Origin of the sequence: Bacillus cereus group sp. N6, assembly GCF_016483705.1 — a bacterium.
In the GTDB taxonomy this organism is placed as follows: Bacteria; Bacillota; Bacilli; order Bacillales; family Bacillaceae_G; genus Bacillus_A; species Bacillus_A wiedmannii.
Genome location: NZ_JAEHBI010000013.1, coordinates 35,741 through 52,758, shown reverse-complemented (window position 1 = coordinate 52,758; position 17,018 = coordinate 35,741). Strand labels below are relative to the sequence as shown.

The following is a 17,018-nucleotide window of genomic DNA, read 5'->3' as shown; positions in this document are numbered from 1 at the left end:
GTTTCACTTTACCCCGTATTAACGGGCAGTAGGCAAAGAAGCCAATCTGAAAGTAAACTGCCCATAAATACCCGATTGGTTCAACTAATAACTAGTGGGGATGAAAAAACTCCCCACTAGTTAAAGTTTCACTTTATTGTAACACGCAATGTCATATATTTCTTTGCATATTCTAGCGATTTATGCCAAAATAGTTATAAGATTCTGATTTTTATTATTGGAGGGAATTTTCATGGGAGTATACGTTCTAACAGTCTTTGAAAAAGATGGTTCTAAAGCATTAGACGAATCATTCGAGGCGGCAACTGAAAAAGAAGCGAAAGCAAAAGGTGAATCTATTTTACAAGAAAAAGGATTGTATGAAAAAACACATCGCTGCACATCTTCTGCAGGTAAGCTCGTTTTATTCCAGCGCTAAAAAAAGAAGCGTCATCCGCTTCTTTTTCACTCTACTATATCTTCGTCACACCACGTAAACACCACATCTAGAATGCGATTACCGATACGTACGCGCTTATTCCATTTTCCTGTTTGGATCTGATGTTGCAATTCTGCTTTCATCTTTTCCGTCCAGTCGTGAATCGTTTCACTACCGTTGTACGGATATACGCTCGGAAACTCTTCCTGCAGTAGATGCAAGCTCTCTGCATCAAAATGAAAATGGAAGAAGTAGTTTGCTGTAAGCGATGGTTCTTGCAATCGTAAAAAATGATCATCAACTTGCTTTCTATTCCTATAGAAAGTAAAGATATTCACTTTACCGCTCGTAATTTGGTCAATTTGAATTTCGTGCTTCTCTATAATCACGTCTTGCCCACCTCGTTATATACTATCCTTAGTATATATGTCTTTTGCAACAAAGTTAACCATTTTCGCGCGAAATTCATTTCCTTCATTATATTACCTGTACCTCCATATGCAATCAGAACAGATAAAGTGAAACTTTAATCATTGGGGAATCTTTTCATCCCAAATGATTATTAGTTGAACCAATCGGGCATTTACGGGCAGTAAGACTCCCACCTAACTGCTTTGCTTCATAGCCCAATTTCAAGGTGGGAGTCTTACTGCCCGTTAATGCGGGGTAAAAACAAAGTTGAAGGGGAGCGATCACATGTATTTCGGAAGCAAAGGTTGGTATGTAAAAGAACTTAAAAAATTAGGTATTCGTACTTATGAAGGTAAAAAACTAGAATCTTATCGTACACATATTTTATCTAGTTTACTTGAGAGAATGAAGAAGGCTTCGGCTTAATAGATGTAGGAAGCAGCTGCGGTTGCTTCCTTTTTATTTTGCACATATCCCCTCCTACATGTAAATGAAACAAGCAATTGAACTACAGGTGTTATAATAAATCCAACTACACTAAGGGGGAACATTACTTTGCACGGAAAACACATTCAATTTCACAAGTTTGGTAACCCAAAAGATGTATTACAAGTAGAATATAAAAATATAGAACCATTAAAAGATAATGAAGTTTTAGTTCGTATGTTAGTTAGACCGATTAATCCATCTGACTTAATTCCAGTAACCGGAGCGTACGCACATAAAATCCCTTTACCTAGCATACCTGGCTATGAAGGTGTTGGCATTGTAGAAGATGTTGGCTCTTTCGTTTCTAGAGACCTTATCGGTAAACGTGTTTTACCGTTACGTGGGGAAGGTACTTGGCAAGAGTATGTGAAGACGTCAGCTGATTTTGTAGTCCCTATCCCTGATTCTATCGATGATTTTACAGCGGCACAAATGTATATTAATCCCCTTACAGCTTGGGTTACATGTACAGAAACACTAAATTTAAAACAGGATGACGTTTTATTAGTGAACGCTTGTGGATCCGCTATTGGTCATCTTTTCGCGCAGTTATCACAAATTTTAAACTTCCGATTAATTGCTGTTACAAGAAATAATAAGCATACAGAAGAATTACTACGCCTTGGTGCTGAGTATGTAATTGATACCTCCACTGCCCCGCTTTATGAAAAAGTTATGGAATTAACAAACGGGCTCGGTGCAGATGCTGCGATTGACTCTATCGGAGGACCAGATGGAAATGAATTAGCTTTTTCCTTACGTCCAAACGGGCACTTTTTAACAATTGGTCTTCTATCAGGAATACAAGTGAACTGGGCAGAGATTGTCACGAAAGCAAAAGTGCACGCGAACATATTTCATTTACGACATTGGAATAAAGAAGTATCACCATATAAATGGCAAGAAACGTTTCGTCACTTAATTCGCTTAGTGGAAAACAAACAATTATATTTTATGAAAGTCCATTCTACGTATGACTTAGCAGATGTGAAAGCGGCAGTTGATGTTGTGCAGTCTGCTGAGAAAACGAAAGGGAAAGTGTTTTTGACGAGCTATTAAATGCAATTGAAGGATCTATTTTGATTGATTTTTTCAAAATAGATTTTTTTATGTCTTATAAACCCTATTTTAGTATCCCATTTCAACTACCTAAAAAATAACATTGTCAACCGAACTTAAATTGGTTATCATAAAAACGAATATAACAGGAGATGAGCAGATGAATATGAACGAAAAGAAATCTTTTTCAAAAGTTTCTCGGCGGAAATTAGTCGATGAAGTGTTGGAACGTCTACAAGAGAAAATCTTTTCTGGCGAGTATGAAGTTGGTGATCGCCTCCCTACAGAGCCGCAGTTAATGGAAGAGTTAGGGGTAGGACGTTCAACACTGCGAGAAAGCATAAAGATATTAGTACATGCTGGCATATTAGAAGTTCGACAAGGACAAGGTACTCGTATTGTCTCACTCAATACAACGCAAGATTCATTTGAAAAACGACTGCAAGCAGCTAATATAAATCATGTGTATGAAGCACGAAATATGTTAGATAAAGAAGTGGCGATGTTAGCGGCACAGCGCCGAAGCGACGAGGATCTTTTATACTTAAAAGGACATTTGAATAAAAGAAAACATGCCCTTCAAGAAGGAAATTATGTAGCATACATAGATGCAGACATTCAGTTTCATCTAGCCATTGCAAAGGCGAGCAAAAACGAAGTTCTACTTGATTTGTATCAATCTTTCGTACCTGCCCTTCGCCACATTTTAAGCCAATTCATATTAAATACAGTGGACTATGAAGATAACTCTGACATTCATGAAAAGTTATTCCAAGCTATTTTTAAACAAAATGCCGAAGAGGCACGAACATACGCCGTTCAAAATTTGGAGCTGAAATAAGCTCCTTATCTATTACACACAAACATCAGATGATATACCGAATAACATCTGATGTTTAAGAGAGGAGAAAATGAAATTGAAACATCAAGAACGAACTTATTTATATATACTAGCACTATTTTTTGTTTCTATTAATTTACGTATCGGAATTACATCTGTTTCACCTGTATTAGAAACAATCCGACAAGACTTAAATATAAGCAATTTTTCCGTTAGCTTTTTAACAGCTATTCCTGTTTTTTGTATGGGGACATTCGCCTTACTGACTGGGAAGGTAATTAAAAAATACGGGGCCGAAAAATCAATTATGGCTTGTCTTATTTTAATTGGCTTGGCAACATGTATGAGAGCTTTTACCTTTTCTATTTCCACATTATTCACAAGCTCTTTATTTATCGGTATTGGAATTGCACTTGCAGGCCCGTTACTATCAGGGTTTATTAAAGAAAAATTCCCTACGAAAATCGGCTTAATGATTGGCATATATTCAGTAGGTATGGGAACTGGTGCTTCTTTAAGTGCAGGGTTAACGATTCCTTTACAACATGTATTAAAAGACGATTGGAATATGGCACTCGCTTTTTGGGGTGTACTTACTATTATCGCTATTATGTTTTGGTATCCCGTTATGAAACGAAAAAAGAATACGAGTACACAAAATAAAAAGAATAATAGCTTACCTTTAAGAAATAAAAAAGCATGGTTGTTCACAATCTTTTTCGGGATACAATCAGGAATCTTTTATTCCATTACGACTTGGCTTGCGCCGGCAAATCAAAGTATGGGTGTGAGTAGCGAACAAGCGGGGACTCTTATAACTGTTTTTACAGTGATTCAAATGATATGCAGCTTTTTAATTCCAACATTAGCGGATATTTATAAAAACAGAGCACTTTGGTTATTAGGGAGTATATGCTTTGTACTCGTAGGTTTATCGCTTATGATTTACCCATTAACCACACCATGGGTCCCTTCTATTTTACTAGGTATCGGGCTTGGCGGCGTATTTCCACTCGCTCTTATGCTACCGCTATATGAAACAAAAACTTCAGAAGATGCGAGTGCATGGACTGCTATGATGCAATCAGGAGGATATATTATGGGCGGATTCATTCCTGTCCTAGCAGGAATCGCTCGTGACTATTTTAATAGTTATACGCAAGTTTTTATTATAATGGCACTTTTAAGCTTCATTTTATTCCTATTAACTTTAGTCATGAATAAAAGGAAAAGAAATGCAGAAGATCTTGTCTCCGCTTAAATTTAAAATGTTAATATATGGTATAATTTAATTAAAAAGCGAAAGGAGCTTCTAACATGTGGCTAATTTCGGCAATTTGGCCTGTTATACTAGTCGGGGGAATTGTAGTATTTGTAATAAAAAGATTGGAACATAAATATAAGCACGGCAAATTGGGTAAGAAAAAATCAAATGAGGCTCAAATTTTATTAGACAGTTTAATACCTATAGGAATGCTCGTTGGCTGTATAATCGGTTTGATTTTCGGCATGTTTTTCCCGGACTTCTCACTGCTTTCCATTAGTTTAGGGTCTGGAATAGGCTATTTATTTGGTTATTTCGCCTATGAAATTTATAGCAAGACAGGAAATAATTTTTCATAATCCAAAAGAAATAAGTGAGGACAGTACATAGTAGTCATATACAATATGTACTGTCCTTTATTTTTGCATCAACGTTATCACCTTACCTTCCACATCCTATACACCTTTTTTATTGATTTTCCTCTCCTCCCTCTTTTGTATATCCGCTTTTTTATTTTCATTGGATCTATACCCATAGTAAAGTAGAGCACATGTAATAACTGAACCTACAATATATCCTAAAAAACATCCTAACCAAAACATAATGTAACCCCCTCTATTCATTATAAATTTTATGTAATACAACTCTTTACATGCTCAATCGTTTATTTCTATAAACTATACACCCTCTAAAGTTATTCATACCATTATTTCTCTCCTTACCTCAAATAACAATTTTATTATTTATCATAAAGTTAACACTCTCGTTAAACATATATAAAGATTGTTGTATTTCTTACTTTTCTCCTTGAAAACAATATATACTACATTTGAAATAAGCAGGTACGTCTGCTTATTATCTAAATTCCCGTGCAATACCCCCTCACGAAATGCTAGGAGCAATCCTAGCATTTTTTACAATAACGTTTTACTTATTTTAAACATATGTACAGTATAGTTTTTTTTCAGCTTATCCCTTAAGCTGTTATATCATTTTAGCGAGCCAGTACATTCGCCATCAACTCTTATTCATTTTAACTGTAGTCATGAAACAAAAAAATCCCCTCAAAGCATGAACTTCAAGGGGGAGCCTGTTTTTTATTTACTTATATACGTACAGCTGTACCACTTACAGCAACCATTAACATTCCATCACGAACAACTTCGTAATCTACGTCAATACCAACGATAGCGTTCGCACCTTTTTGTTTTGCAAGTTCTTTCATTTCATCCATTGCGATATCACGAGCTTCTTTTAGCTTGCTTTCGTAAGAACCAGCACGACCACCGACAACATCACGAACGGAAGCGAATAAGTCGCGGACAATATTTGCACCCATAATAGCTTCACCATTTACAATATCGATATACTCAATAATTTCTTTACCTTGAATTCCAGACGTTGTTGTTACAATCATGACTGACACTCTCCTAATATGTTGTAGTTTTTTAATGCGCTTTCTTATGTCTTTATTATGACACAGAAAAAGTATCTAATCTATTGAATTACCTTACAGGAGTGTGACAATTTTGTAAGAATGAAACGGCTATTATTTAATAAACCGCTTTTACGTTAGGATACATAAACGATTTTCTATTTTCTTTCCAATCCTTTTCCACTTCTTTAAAGGTTGGTCGCCCTAATTCTTCATTGTTTTCCTGTTTACTAAACCATTTCTTCACATACTGCTCTCCATTTTTATTTTGAACCGTACAAAGGAAACTATTACTACTATCCTTTAATATTTTTACAATCACGAAAAGACACCCCTTCTCTCTTAAACTTGATCTTTTACTATAAGCCCTTCCTCTCTTATAGTCATACGACTCCTCGGCCGTGCCAAAGTTGTAAGATCAAAAACGATATTCATTATGTTTAAATATGTGACGTACATATTATTTAAAGAAATCAGAGTTATACGCATTATGCTTATCAAATATTTTATAGATTTCTAACTTATCATCTAATTTTGCATCTACTAAAATTAATATATTTCCATCGTAAATGTATTCTTCATATTTCTTAGCATGTTCTTCGGGAATTCCTAATCCGATAAATGCTCCTATTAAACTTCCAGCTCCTCCGCCAATACCGGCTCCTCCAATAGCTGCTGCGATAGGTCCCGCTGCTACGATTGGACCCATTCCAGAAACGGCAAGTATACCAAGACCTGTTAATAAACCACCGAGTCCGCCTGCTACTTCTCCTGCCACAAGCCCTGTCGCTGAAAAGATATCCGCTTTATGTGCAGTTTCATGATTCACTTTTTCACCCGATTTTTCTTCCAGATGTTCAATTTCCTTTTGATCCTTCGCAATAGCTGAAATATTATCCGCCGAGTATCCTTTATCATTTAATTCATTAATAACGAACGCCGCATCATCAATTGTTCTAAAAACACCTACTATTTTTCTATCTACATCCATAACTATTAACCTCCTAAAGTTTTATATAATGTATCTTTATCTTTCTTCATTTCTGTATACACTAATCTTCTTATTAACATAACCATTTACGAAAAAAGCGAATAATAAAAGGATCACAAGCGAACTACTTAACAAGTAAATTAAATCAAATGTAATATTAATCATCATTTCATTCATGTATACCAGACTCCTTTTTATTTAAAGTAAAAGTATATTTTTATAGACTAGAACTCTTATAATTCATCTTCAGTCAATCTCTTTCTAGTATATGTATACCCTTCATAACCCTTTCTAAACCTAAAATACTATAATTATATTTTTTCTTATTTATATGTTTAACATTTTTTAAAACGGGTATGTTTATATTGTTATGCTTATTATATGGAAAGGAATATTTCGATGAATGCAATCCAATCTACTACTATTCTTTATAATGAAACACCTACAATAACGCAGATTCATCATTTTTATGCTTTAATGACAACATTTCAAACGAATTTATTTATAAGTAAACACGGAACACTTACTTCTATTAAAAGCTTAAGCACATTAATATCCTTTTTCCTTACTGTAAAAAAGAGAGAGCTTGTATTATTTATCTTTGAAGGAATAGATGCAAAAAAAGCTTTAAGAACACTCTTTCCTTCTTAAAAGTTTTATTATCCCCCTATTCCCTCGATCGTTACTTTTCATATATGTTTTTATATTTCAAAATGATTTCCTCTATTAAAAAAGAACCCCCTAATACAATAGGGGGATTTCTAGTTTGGCCTTATGAAAACTGATATAATATATATTACGTTTTTCATTCTTTACAATTGAAAACTTTGAATAACCTTGAAGGTAGGAATTTTTAATGAAATCGAAAGCAAAATTTAGTATTCGCTTCAAAATTATGGCTGGTTATTTAGTTATCATTTTGTTCTTGCTTATTTCTTTCATTATGTTAAACAATGGGATTTCCAGTTTACAAAAATCTCGTAATTTTATTATTGATCACGATTTTAAAGTTCTTAATTTAACGAATCAAGTGGAGAAAGATTTACTAACAATTGAAAATAAAGCGAAAGGATTTATCACTTCTAATGATGCAAATTACGCTCAATCTCTTAACGCTGCGGAAAAGGATCACGAAAAACATTATCAAGATCTTTTAGCTCTATTAGAGGATAACCCTTCTCAGCAAGAAAAATTAAAACAGATTAATGAAAACATTACTAGTTGGATTAATAAAGAGATTCACCCATTCATTACGAATCACAATAGTAATAACGTACAAGCAATTGACACGACTCAAATTCAATCACTACAATCGCAGCTAACTAACTTCCGTAGTGTAGAGGAACAACTAACGAAAAAAAGAGCTGCACAATTAGATACTCAAAATAATAAATTAGAGATTTGGTTATACGGTTTATTGTTCTTACTTTCTTGTATTTCTATTATCATTTCACTCTATATTTCGAATTCCATTACAAAAACGATTAAAAACGTAATTCAAGCTATTAAATCCATTTCTTCTAAAGAAAAAATTACGGAAAGAATTCATGTAAACACACGGGATGAAATAAAAGATCTTGCTCATACAACGAACCACCTACTAGACGAAATATCTAAAAGAGAGTGGTTACAAACCGAGCTTGCAGAATTAATTTTAATGTATCAAGGTGTACCTTCTATTGAGATATTAGGTAAAAAAATTCTTAGTGGAGTTATACAAAAAACGCAAACCTCTTGCGGTGCATTCTATGTACGTGAAGAAATTGAAGAAACTGTCTACTATGTAAAGAAAGCTTCTTTCGCCGATCAAGGTGCTGATATTGGAAAACAATCCATTAAAATGGGTGAAGGTTTAATTGGACAATGTGCTTTAGAAAAACAAAGCTTTATTCTTCGAGAAATACCAGAAGAATTTCGTTATGTCACTAGCGGCTTATTAGAAATACGCCCTAAAAACCTACTAGTCGTCCCTATCTTATTTGAGGATGAAGTAATCGCAGTAATGGAATTAGTAAGTGTAACTGAGATTTCAGACTTACATCAAGATTTAATTCAACAAACTGTTGATAACCTAGGTTTAACAATCCATAGTATTATGGGACGTATGCGAATTCAAACTCTTTTACATGAATCACAAGCAATGACAGAAGAGTTGCAAGTTCAATCAGAAGAATTGCAAACGCAAGCTGAAGAACTACAAATGCAAGCCGAAGAATTACGAACAACGAATGAACAACTAGAGTCTAGAACGGAAGAGGCAGAGCAAAAGACAGCTGACTTACAAATTACTAAATCAGAATTAGAAGAAAAAGCAAGTGAGTTATTACGTAGCTCAAAATACAAATCAGAATTTCTAGCAAATATGTCTCATGAATTACGCACACCGTTAAATAGTATTTTACTATTATCTGAAATGTTAAAAGAAAATCATGATAATCATTTATCCGACGATGAAATTGAATTAGCAACTGTTATTCATTCATCAGGAAAAGATTTACTTACTTTAATTAATGACATACTTGATTTATCTAAAGTAGAAGCTGGAAAACTAGATGTTATTTTCGAAGCAACAAACATAAGTGACATGGCAGCAAGTATGCATCAAAACTTTTTACATATAGCTGCACAAAAAAATGTCGAATTTACGATTGAAGACAGTGATACGATTCCTGATCTATTTTATACAGATGCAAAACGGATTGAACAAATTATTAAAAACTTATTATCCAATGCATTTAAATTCACGGAAAAAGGATCCGTCTCTTTACATTTCAATTCAATAGAAGCAACTAATTTAAGTCATGAAATGCAGTCTATAAGTAATGATTGGATTACAATTTCAGTAAAAGATACTGGTATTGGTATCGCTAAAGAACAGCAGCAACTCATTTTCGAAGCCTTTCAACAGGCAGATGGAGCAACAATTCGGAAATATGGTGGTACAGGCTTAGGGTTATCTATTTGTAAAGAGTTTGCTAGATTGTTAGGTGGTTGGATTACGTTAGAGAGTAATGTAGGAGAAGGCAGTACTTTCACTGTATATATTCCTAACCTTCCAAATGGATTAACTGATATACAAGTATCCAATTTAGAGGTTGCAGCAACGATAGAAGATGTTACCCCTGCTGAAGTTGTGGAGGAAACTATCGTGACTCCTGAAACAAATAATGTCTTCCAAGAGAAAACCATTTTAATTGTCGATGATGATCACCGAAATATATTTGCATTACAAAATGCATTAAAAAAACAGCATGCCAACATTATTACTGCACAAAATGGCATAGAGTGTTTAGACATACTAAAAAACAATACAAATATTGACCTTATTTTAATGGATATTATGATGCCGAATATGGACGGTTATGAAACGATGGAACATATCCGAATGAACTTAAGGTTACATGAAATACCTATTATCGCATTAACTGCGAAAGCAATGCCAAATGATAAAGAGAAATGTTTATCTGCTGGCGCTTCAGATTATATAAGTAAACCATTAAATTTACATCAACTCTATTCGGTAATGAGTGTATGGTTAATAAAATAAGTGAGGTTTAATTTAAGTGGAAAATAAGTATTATAATTTTGATCCATCCGTCGATATGGATAAGCGCACGAACTTAGAAATTGAATTACTATTAGAAGCGGTATTTAAACTATCTGGCTTCGATTTCCGCCAATATGCTCGTACATCTATTTATAGAAGAATTTGTAATCGAATGCAGATCTCTAATATACCAACCATTTCAAAGTTAATTGAAAAAGTAATTCATGAGGAAGGGTTTTTAGAACAGTTATTAAATGATTTCTCCATTAATGTAACTGAAATGTTCCGTAACCCTAACTTTTTTAAAGCGCTAAGAGAGCATGTCATTCCTGAATTAAAAAAGTATCCTGAAATTAGAATTTGGCATGCTGGATGCGCAACTGGTGAAGAAGTATTATCCATGTCCATCTTACTTCACGAAGAAGGATTAAGTGAAAAAGCTGTTATTTACGCAACAGATATGAATACAAATGTGTTAGAAAAAGCAAAACAAGGCATCCTTCCGTTAAATAAAATGCAAACTTATACGAAAAACTATTTACAAGCTGGCGGTACACAAGCATTTTCTAACTACTATTCAACAGATAATCGTTTTGCTTATTTTAATCCATCTCTTTTACAAAACATTATCTTTGCGCAACATAATTTAGTAACTGATCAATCTTTTAACGAATTTCATATTATACTTTGCCGTAACGTTTTAATTTATTTTACAGGTAAACTTCAAAACCAAGTACAGCAACTATTTTATGAAAGTTTAGGCCACAATGGATTCCTATGTTTAGGAAATAAAGAAACTCTTCGTTTTTCAAATATAATGCCGCATTATATCCAGTTTAATCCGAACGAACAAATCTATCAAAAAATACAATAAAAGCGTATGAAATCCTCTGTTTGGATTTCATACGCTTTTTATTTCGCATTCGTTTGTATCATAATGAGGCACATATCATCTGATTGTGTTTTCTTCTGTTCTTCCTTATAAAACCCTTCTATCTCTTCTTCTAAATCTCCCCATTTTCTTTCTGTAAAAGCACGTAATTTCTCTTCAGACTCAAATTCATCATTTGCAATTGCTTCAAGCACACCATCTGTAAATAATAATATTTGAGCGTTCTCCTCAAAAGGTATAACTGTCTTTTCAACTTTTATTTCATCAAAAAATCCTACCGCACAACCCCCGCGATTTAGTTCCACTACATTCGCTTCATCGACTAAAACGTATCCAGAAGGATGTCCTGCATTTACATATTCAATTGTTCTCTTTTCTGTATCAACTACTAAGTATATCGCTGTAAAATAATATGGAATATTATCATTCTCATTATGTAAAAGAGTCATATATTTATTTAAGTCTTTAATGACAAGTTCTGGATCGATTAAAGATTTAATCGTTTCACGTAATACAGACGAAATAAACATACAAACTAATGAAGCAGATATACCATGTCCCATCACATCTAATAATATAATACCGTAGCGGTTTTTATCGATTTTATACCAATAATACATATCTCCAGCTAGTTTGAATGAAGGTAAATAGCTTGCTTCAATTTTTATATGATCTTCTCTTAATGGGCTACTTAATAAGTTTCTTTGTACTTGTGTAGCTAAATCCAATTCATTACGAAGGTTTTCTTCTTGTTCTTTATGCCAATTTAATTCCGATTTCAAGCGTAATGCTACACGCATACGCGCTAACAATTCAACTTTATTTATCGGTTTCGTAATATAATCCATTGCGCCTATATCAAGCGCTTCAGCTAATTTATTCGCATCTTCTAAAGCTGTTACAAAAATAATAGGAATATCTTTAAACTTCTCCTCTTTTTGTAATCGCCTACAAACTTCAAGTCCGTCAATTTCAGGCATCATAATATCTAATAGTATTAAATCAATTTCATTATACCTGGAAGAATCTTTTCCAAATTGAATGTATTCGAAAAGCTCTTGTGCAGAATTAAGCGATACAAGATCCTGATATCCGGCTTGTTTTAAAATTTTTTCAATTACAAAGATGTTAACCGGATTATCATCGACAATTAAAATGGACACAAGTTATTTCCCCTTTTCTTATATAAAATGTAAATCTATGATCATTTTCTATTTTTCTAGTATTACATACTCAGTTACAAAATGAAAATTTCCTACTCAAACATATTTTTTATACAGCAAAAGAACAAACCCCCTAGAAATGAGAGTTTGTTCTTTCACTCTATAAATTAATTTAACACCATTGCTTTATCACTTAAAAGACGATCTAACTCTTCCATATGATTTGTTTCATCTGCAATCATATCTTCTAACTTTACAACTAACTCTGTCATATTTAATTTCGCGGCCTGTTCTTTTCTCGTTTCATAACGCTTAATTGTTTCATATTCTGACTTCCTAGCTTCTTCTAACATTTCTCTAACATCTTCTACTTGTTTCACTGGTAAAGGGATCGTAGTAGGTGTACCACCTAACGTCTTAATTTTCTCCGCTAAATATAGGGCATGTCCTTGTTCATCACTAATTTCAGATTCAAAGAAAGGTTTTAACACTTGTCTATATATACCAGAAACTGTAGCAGCATTATGGTTATACATAATAATTGCCGAGTATTCTCCTGCTAAATCTTTATTCAATCCTTCGATTAGTTCTTTCACATCGTGTGACATTTTTATATCTCCTCCTATACTTAATAACTACCCCTTTTCTCATGTTTTAAACATAATTCTTTAAAATTTTTATGTATCTAAAAACGCTGCTTGCTTCAATTTACTTATCGCTTGTCTTTTAATACGAGAAACGTGCATTTGTGAAATACCTAACCGTTCCCCTGTATCCTTTTGATTTAAATTCTCTCCAAATATATAATGAATGACACTCTTTTCCGTCTCATTTAATACGTTAAAAATATCCTTTAAAACGAGACGTCTTTCTGTCTCTTCATATCCTTGCTCTACTTCACCTACAGATTCAATTCTCGCTACCGAACTGCCATCAGATGAATTTTCAACTACATCGTCTAAGGAAGATACTCGATAATTATTTTTCGCATCCATAATTTCTAGCACTTCCTCTTCGGATAGTTCTAAATGATCCGCAATCTCTATAATCTTCGGTGAACGTTGCAGTTGATCTGTTAGCTCCTCTATCGCAAGTTTAATCTTCCCGCCTAAATCTTTAATTCGCCTTGGAACATGAATACCCCAAGTTTTATCACGTAAATACTTCTTTATTTCGCCTACTATCGTAGGTATTGCAAACGGCTCAAAAGCATTCCCTATCGAGTAATCATACCTTCTTATTGCGCCTAAGAGCCCTAACATTCCTACTTGTATAATATCCTCATGCATCGGCCCACCTTTTGAATAGCGATATGCAATGGAATGTACGAGATTTTTATAGTGATGAACTAATCTTTCCTGTGCTTCATCACATTGGTTTTGTTGGAAGTCTGCAATTAGTTTAATAACGTCTTCTTTAGCAAGATTTGTAGGTTGAGATTGGATTTCCATCATTCTCCACCTGCTCTCTTTGTATATATTTTGTCATTAAAACTGTCATGCCCTCATCATGCATAATTTGTATATCATCCATTAACGTATTGATTAAATATAAACCTAAACCATTTTCCGGCAAATGTTCTACTGGTTTACTAATATCATACGGACCAACTTTCTCTTTTAAGGTGCTAAAATCAAAGCTAATCCCATTATCAGCAACCATAATTTCTAATCGATCTTCATATAGCCCAAAGACAATTGCAATTTCTCCAACGTCTTCTTTGTATGCATGTTGTACAATATTTGTACATGCTTCACTAATAGCAATTTTCATATCTTCTATATCGTCATAAGCAAAGCCCATTCGATTCGCAACACCAGCCATTGTTAAACGAATAATAGCCACATATTCTGCCTTTGCAGGAATTTTCATTTCTATCTTTTCAAATCTCTCCATCATCCCTAGTCACCTTCTTTCTACTTTTTCAAAATCGGAATTCAAATTTAATATTTCTGTTAGTCCTGTAATATCGAATAATCTTTTTAGTCTTTTAGATACACCAATAAACTCTAGCTTTCCATCATTTTTCTTAATTGCTTTTAATAGAGCTATAAACACACCTAAACCTGTACTATCCATATACTCTACCTCAGTAAAATCTACTACAATATGAACCTCTTTTTCGCTTGCAATAGGCATAATCTTATTTTTCAAATCTGATGCCGTATATGCGTCAATTTCACCATTAAGTTGTACTGTATAACCTACATCATTTTGCAAAATATTTATTGCCAAATTCATCATTTCCGCCCCCTTATCTCAAACTCTTACTATTTAATTACCCATAAAAATTAATTTTAAACATATTTTTTTATTTTCATTATAAATAAATTTTCTACACCTTTCTCGGCTTAACACTTAAATCGTACTAATAAATGTTTAAAACTTATAATTTTGTGTATGTATAATGTATAAACATTATTTTTAGGGGGATCTATCTATGGAAGAGCACAACTTTAAAAAGGGAGATTTTGTTCAATTTTCTTATCGACACGATCATGCTACAAAATTAATTGGTTCCATTATTAACATACTAACGAATACAATTGTAGTGGATATCGGTAATAGCGAAGACTTATCTCATATAGAACCAAGGCAGGTCGTAAAAATAAATAATTGTGAAAAAGTAACGATGGTTTAATACATAATAGAAAGTGTAATTTTAATGAGTGGGGGTTCTTCATCCTCCACTCTTTCCTATGCAGATTACATAAAAAAAGCATCCAAATTAGTTTAATTGGATGCTTTTTTTATGTATTTTTACGAGCTTATTAACCTTATAGTCGCATATAACAAACTTAAGATTACTATTCATTATCATACTTACGCTTTCCGCAGCATTCTAGAAAAGAATGTAACGATTAAAATAAAGACGATTGCACCTAATAAAGCTGGAAGAATAAAGATGCCTCCCCATTCAGGACCCCAATGACCAAATAACGCACTACCTACCCAAGATCCGATTAATCCGGCAATCACGTTACCAACTATACCTAACGGAAAGTCTTTTCCTGTAATCATTCCAGCTAACGCACCAATAAGTCCACCTACAATACACGTAATAATAAGTCCCACAATTAAACCTCCTATATTCGTTTTATATTGGATTCATCAAGCTTTGGTATGTAACCAAAGCTTGATGAACATATATTATTCTTTATTATCCAATTCATCACTTATCTTTTGTTTCACTTTTCCGACTTTTTCTTTTATCGTTCCCTTCGTTTTTTCCCACTTCCCTTCATTTTTCAACTCTCTATCTTCTGTAACTTCACCAATTCCTTCTTTTACTTGTCCTTTTTTCTTTTCAACTTTACCTTTAACTTGTTCTTTTAGTCCGTTCTCACTCATATTTACAATCTCCTTTTCGTAATAGATTTATAGATTTACAGGATACAAATTTAAATAGAATACATGCATCTTCTTTCTTGTAACCATTCACCGACTCTTTCTAAATCCTTAACGAATAACAAGATTTTTCCTTCATCCAGCTTTTCTTCGTAGAAGTTCGCTTCTTCCTCATTAAGCCCTAACTCTTGCATCTTATTTCTTAACTGATCTCCCGTGTTTTGAAAGACGTTAATAATGCTTGTCCCAAGTCCTTCCTCTTTTATCCCAATTGTATTCACGTCTGCATTGTCTGCAATTCTATCTGTCCTCTCTTTCTCATGTGTTAATACGTAAATATCTTTTTGGTCTATCCCTTTCTTCACTAGATCATTCGCCGCATTCATGACCTCTTTCTCCGTAATAAATTCATATACAAAAGGTTTACTATACTTCGTTTCCATCTTTAACTTCCTCCTTTAAAATGAATTATTTGTTATATTATATGTAGTACACCCATTTTCGAAATGTTAAACATAAAATATGAAAAAAGTTATATGAATTTTTTCTATCCTAAAACTAGTAGAATAAATCTACTTACAATAACTACCTTAAATAACAGAAAATTTTTATAACTAATCATAAGGAGGGATAATATGAAAAAAATCATATCTATATGCGCTCTAACCGCTCTATTTTTCACTTTAATAGGCTGTGCAAGTACCTCAGCTACAGACAACGCTCCACAAGCTAAGCAAGAACATACACAAAATACCTTTCAATTAAACTCCGCAAATATTACAGATATCGAAATACTTCGGACAACCGATAACACTACTTCTAAATCTCAAACAGACAACGAAGAAATGATATACTCTATCGTTTCAGCAGTTCAAAGCGGAACTCCTAAAGCAATTACACTAGATCGAAAAAGCCAGAGTCTGCGCATTCTACTATAACCGTTACATATAAAGATGACGCAAAAGAAGAGTTTTTTGTGTGGGTTGATAATAAAGAGCAAATTACGATTGCTAAAGATAAGAAGAAAGATAAGGTTGAAGGTGTAGTAGTGAACATTAGAGATGCGAAAATGATGAAGGATTTCTTTTAAAATTCTAATATAATTGATGTTAAAAAGAGTAGGATTACATCCTACTCTTTTTTAATCTTGTCCAATAAAT

Annotated in this window: 24 protein-coding genes and 1 pseudogene; 11 read left to right on the top strand and 14 right to left on the bottom strand. The window is 33.4% G+C overall.

Annotated features, from left to right (window positions below; genetic code table 11):
* Positions 1-232 precede the first annotated feature (232 nt).
* Entirely contained in the window at positions 233-418 is a 186-nt protein-coding gene (locus tag JDS99_RS12230; protein ID WP_000539551.1) for a YhzD family protein, read from the top strand.
* A 26-nt stretch (positions 419-444) separates the two neighbouring features.
* Here JDS99_RS12230 and JDS99_RS12225 read toward each other — a convergent pair whose 3' ends face one another.
* A complete protein-coding gene (locus JDS99_RS12225) occupies positions 445-807 on the bottom strand; it encodes a hypothetical protein (RefSeq protein ID WP_000582797.1) in 363 nt (120 codons plus the stop codon).
* A gap of 307 nt (positions 808-1,114) precedes the next feature.
* Here JDS99_RS12225 and JDS99_RS12220 point away from each other — a divergent pair, with 307 nt between their 5' ends.
* The 5 genes from JDS99_RS12220 (at position 1,115) to JDS99_RS12200 (ending at position 4,841) form a co-directional block, all read left to right on the top strand.
* A complete protein-coding gene (locus JDS99_RS12220) occupies positions 1,115-1,255 on the top strand; it encodes a YflJ family protein (protein WP_000273535.1) in 141 nt (46 codons plus the stop codon).
* Between the two features lie 129 nt (positions 1,256-1,384).
* Positions 1,385-2,377 (top strand): zinc-dependent alcohol dehydrogenase family protein, encoded by a 993-nt coding sequence (locus JDS99_RS12215; RefSeq protein ID WP_199695136.1) that lies wholly within the window; start codon positions 1,385-1,387, stop codon positions 2,375-2,377.
* 160 nt (positions 2,378-2,537) lie between these two features.
* The gene (locus JDS99_RS12210; protein WP_088121492.1) at positions 2,538-3,218 is read left to right on the top strand and encodes a FadR/GntR family transcriptional regulator; all 681 of its coding nucleotides are present in this window, start codon (positions 2,538-2,540) and stop codon (positions 3,216-3,218) included.
* A 70-nt stretch (positions 3,219-3,288) separates the two neighbouring features.
* Entirely contained in the window at positions 3,289-4,479 is a 1,191-nt protein-coding gene (locus tag JDS99_RS12205) for an MFS transporter (protein WP_199695135.1), read from the top strand.
* A 56-nt stretch (positions 4,480-4,535) separates the two neighbouring features.
* A complete protein-coding gene (locus tag JDS99_RS12200; protein ID WP_097906875.1) occupies positions 4,536-4,841 on the top strand; it encodes a hypothetical protein in 306 nt (101 codons plus the stop codon).
* A 96-nt stretch (positions 4,842-4,937) separates the two neighbouring features.
* Here JDS99_RS12200 and JDS99_RS12195 read toward each other — a convergent pair whose 3' ends face one another.
* The 5 genes from JDS99_RS12195 to JDS99_RS12175 form a co-directional block, all read right to left on the bottom strand.
* Positions 4,938-5,084 (bottom strand): hypothetical protein, encoded by a 147-nt coding sequence (locus JDS99_RS12195; protein WP_000498635.1) that lies wholly within the window; start codon positions 5,082-5,084, stop codon positions 4,938-4,940.
* 503 nt (positions 5,085-5,587) lie between these two features.
* Entirely contained in the window at positions 5,588-5,899 is a 312-nt protein-coding gene (locus tag JDS99_RS12190) for a YbjQ family protein (RefSeq protein ID WP_000637510.1), read from the bottom strand.
* 136 nt (positions 5,900-6,035) lie between these two features.
* On the bottom strand, positions 6,036-6,239 hold the full coding sequence (locus tag JDS99_RS12185) for a DUF4028 family protein (RefSeq protein WP_088062281.1): 204 nt from the start codon (positions 6,237-6,239) through the stop codon (positions 6,036-6,038).
* A gap of 138 nt (positions 6,240-6,377) precedes the next feature.
* On the bottom strand, positions 6,378-6,908 hold the full coding sequence (locus tag JDS99_RS12180; RefSeq protein WP_199695134.1) for a general stress protein: 531 nt from the start codon (positions 6,906-6,908) through the stop codon (positions 6,378-6,380).
* A 36-nt stretch (positions 6,909-6,944) separates the two neighbouring features.
* Complete coding sequence (locus tag JDS99_RS12175; RefSeq protein WP_080377776.1) at positions 6,945-7,085, bottom strand: hypothetical protein; 141 nt, start codon at positions 7,083-7,085, stop codon at positions 6,945-6,947.
* 222 nt (positions 7,086-7,307) lie between these two features.
* On the opposite strand from JDS99_RS12175, the gene JDS99_RS12170 reads away from it, so the two are divergent.
* The 3 genes from JDS99_RS12170 (at position 7,308) to JDS99_RS12160 (ending at position 11,329) form a co-directional block, all read left to right on the top strand.
* Positions 7,308-7,559: a hypothetical protein gene (locus JDS99_RS12170; RefSeq protein ID WP_000991707.1), complete on the top strand. Its 252-nt coding sequence runs from the start codon at positions 7,308-7,310 to the stop codon at positions 7,557-7,559.
* 205 nt (positions 7,560-7,764) lie between these two features.
* The gene (locus tag JDS99_RS12165; protein ID WP_199695133.1) at positions 7,765-10,455 is read left to right on the top strand and encodes an ATP-binding protein; all 2,691 of its coding nucleotides are present in this window, start codon (positions 7,765-7,767) and stop codon (positions 10,453-10,455) included.
* 16 nt (positions 10,456-10,471) lie between these two features.
* A complete protein-coding gene (locus JDS99_RS12160; protein ID WP_088062275.1) occupies positions 10,472-11,329 on the top strand; it encodes a CheR family methyltransferase in 858 nt (285 codons plus the stop codon).
* 38 nt (positions 11,330-11,367) lie between these two features.
* Here JDS99_RS12160 and JDS99_RS12155 read toward each other — a convergent pair whose 3' ends face one another.
* The 5 genes from JDS99_RS12155 to rsbV all read right to left on the bottom strand — a co-directional run bounded on the left by JDS99_RS12155 (position 11,368) and on the right by rsbV (position 14,754).
* Positions 11,368-12,510 carry a fused response regulator/phosphatase gene (locus JDS99_RS12155; protein WP_088062273.1) on the bottom strand — a complete coding sequence of 381 codons (1,143 nt, stop codon included), beginning with the start codon at positions 12,508-12,510 and terminating at the stop codon, positions 11,368-11,370.
* 167 nt (positions 12,511-12,677) lie between these two features.
* On the bottom strand, positions 12,678-13,118 hold the full coding sequence (locus JDS99_RS12150; protein WP_088062271.1) for a ferritin-like domain-containing protein: 441 nt from the start codon (positions 13,116-13,118) through the stop codon (positions 12,678-12,680).
* A 69-nt stretch (positions 13,119-13,187) separates the two neighbouring features.
* On the bottom strand, positions 13,188-13,964 hold the full coding sequence (sigB, locus tag JDS99_RS12145) for an RNA polymerase sigma factor SigB (RefSeq protein WP_088062268.1): 777 nt from the start codon (positions 13,962-13,964) through the stop codon (positions 13,188-13,190).
* On the bottom strand, positions 13,927-14,409 hold the full coding sequence (gene rsbW, locus JDS99_RS12140; RefSeq protein ID WP_087957589.1) for an anti-sigma B factor RsbW: 483 nt from the start codon (positions 14,407-14,409) through the stop codon (positions 13,927-13,929). The genes sigB and rsbW overlap by 38 nt, the downstream gene beginning before the upstream one ends.
* A 6-nt stretch (positions 14,410-14,415) precedes the next feature.
* Complete coding sequence (rsbV, locus tag JDS99_RS12135; protein WP_001999229.1) at positions 14,416-14,754, bottom strand: anti sigma b factor antagonist RsbV; 339 nt, start codon at positions 14,752-14,754, stop codon at positions 14,416-14,418.
* Positions 14,755-14,950: 196 nt separating this feature from the next.
* Here rsbV and JDS99_RS12130 point away from each other — a divergent pair, with 196 nt between their 5' ends.
* On the top strand, positions 14,951-15,151 hold the full coding sequence (locus JDS99_RS12130; RefSeq protein WP_000390989.1) for a methyltransferase: 201 nt from the start codon (positions 14,951-14,953) through the stop codon (positions 15,149-15,151).
* A gap of 182 nt (positions 15,152-15,333) precedes the next feature.
* On the opposite strand, the gene JDS99_RS12125 is transcribed toward JDS99_RS12130, so the two are convergent.
* The 3 genes from JDS99_RS12125 to JDS99_RS12115 form a co-directional block, all read right to left on the bottom strand.
* On the bottom strand, positions 15,334-15,585 hold the full coding sequence (locus JDS99_RS12125) for a GlsB/YeaQ/YmgE family stress response membrane protein (RefSeq protein WP_000522902.1): 252 nt from the start codon (positions 15,583-15,585) through the stop codon (positions 15,334-15,336).
* Between the two features lie 75 nt (positions 15,586-15,660).
* Complete coding sequence (locus tag JDS99_RS12120) at positions 15,661-15,861, bottom strand: CsbD family protein (protein WP_001293468.1); 201 nt, start codon at positions 15,859-15,861, stop codon at positions 15,661-15,663.
* Positions 15,862-15,911: 50 nt separating this feature from the next.
* Positions 15,912-16,301 (bottom strand): YflT domain-containing protein, encoded by a 390-nt coding sequence (locus JDS99_RS12115; protein WP_000448812.1) that lies wholly within the window; start codon positions 16,299-16,301, stop codon positions 15,912-15,914.
* 192 nt (positions 16,302-16,493) lie between these two features.
* Between JDS99_RS12115 and JDS99_RS12110 the strand changes: the two are divergent.
* Positions 16,494-16,948: pseudogene (locus JDS99_RS12110) on the top strand (hypothetical protein).
* Positions 16,949-17,018 lie beyond the last annotated feature (70 nt).

Excerpts from the sequence above, each read along its gene's own strand:
- JDS99_RS12195 (WP_000498635.1), bottom strand. The coding sequence starts at position 5,084 with ATGTTTTGGTTAGGATGTTTTTTAGGATATATTGTAGGTTCAGTTATT.
- JDS99_RS12130 (WP_000390989.1), top strand. The coding sequence starts at position 14,951 with ATGGAAGAGCACAACTTTAAAAAGGGAGATTTTGTTCAATTTTCTTAT.
- JDS99_RS12180 (WP_199695134.1), bottom strand. The coding sequence starts at position 6,908 with ATGGATGTAGATAGAAAAATAGTAGGTGTTTTTAGAACAATTGATGAT.
- JDS99_RS12115 (WP_000448812.1), bottom strand. The coding sequence starts at position 16,301 with ATGGAAACGAAGTATAGTAAACCTTTTGTATATGAATTTATTACGGAG.
- JDS99_RS12200 (WP_097906875.1), top strand. The coding sequence starts at position 4,536 with ATGTGGCTAATTTCGGCAATTTGGCCTGTTATACTAGTCGGGGGAATT.
- JDS99_RS12205 (WP_199695135.1), top strand. The coding sequence starts at position 3,289 with ATGAAATTGAAACATCAAGAACGAACTTATTTATATATACTAGCACTA.
- JDS99_RS12190 (WP_000637510.1), bottom strand. The coding sequence starts at position 5,899 with ATGATTGTAACAACAACGTCTGGAATTCAAGGTAAAGAAATTATTGAG.
- JDS99_RS12175 (WP_080377776.1), bottom strand. The coding sequence starts at position 7,085 with ATGAATGAAATGATGATTAATATTACATTTGATTTAATTTACTTGTTA.
- JDS99_RS12220 (WP_000273535.1), top strand. The coding sequence starts at position 1,115 with ATGTATTTCGGAAGCAAAGGTTGGTATGTAAAAGAACTTAAAAAATTA.
- JDS99_RS12165 (WP_199695133.1), top strand. The coding sequence starts at position 7,765 with ATGAAATCGAAAGCAAAATTTAGTATTCGCTTCAAAATTATGGCTGGT.
- rsbV (WP_001999229.1), bottom strand. The coding sequence starts at position 14,754 with ATGATGAATTTGGCAATAAATATTTTGCAAAATGATGTAGGTTATACA.
- JDS99_RS12120 (WP_001293468.1), bottom strand. The coding sequence starts at position 15,861 with ATGAGTGAGAACGGACTAAAAGAACAAGTTAAAGGTAAAGTTGAAAAG.
- JDS99_RS12150 (WP_088062271.1), bottom strand. The coding sequence starts at position 13,118 with ATGTCACACGATGTGAAAGAACTAATCGAAGGATTGAATAAAGATTTA.
- JDS99_RS12210 (WP_088121492.1), top strand. The coding sequence starts at position 2,538 with ATGAATATGAACGAAAAGAAATCTTTTTCAAAAGTTTCTCGGCGGAAA.
- JDS99_RS12170 (WP_000991707.1), top strand. The coding sequence starts at position 7,308 with ATGAATGCAATCCAATCTACTACTATTCTTTATAATGAAACACCTACA.
- rsbW (WP_087957589.1), bottom strand. The coding sequence starts at position 14,409 with ATGATGGAGAGATTTGAAAAGATAGAAATGAAAATTCCTGCAAAGGCA.
- JDS99_RS12230 (WP_000539551.1), top strand. The coding sequence starts at position 233 with ATGGGAGTATACGTTCTAACAGTCTTTGAAAAAGATGGTTCTAAAGCA.
- sigB (WP_088062268.1), bottom strand. The coding sequence starts at position 13,964 with ATGATGGAAATCCAATCTCAACCTACAAATCTTGCTAAAGAAGACGTT.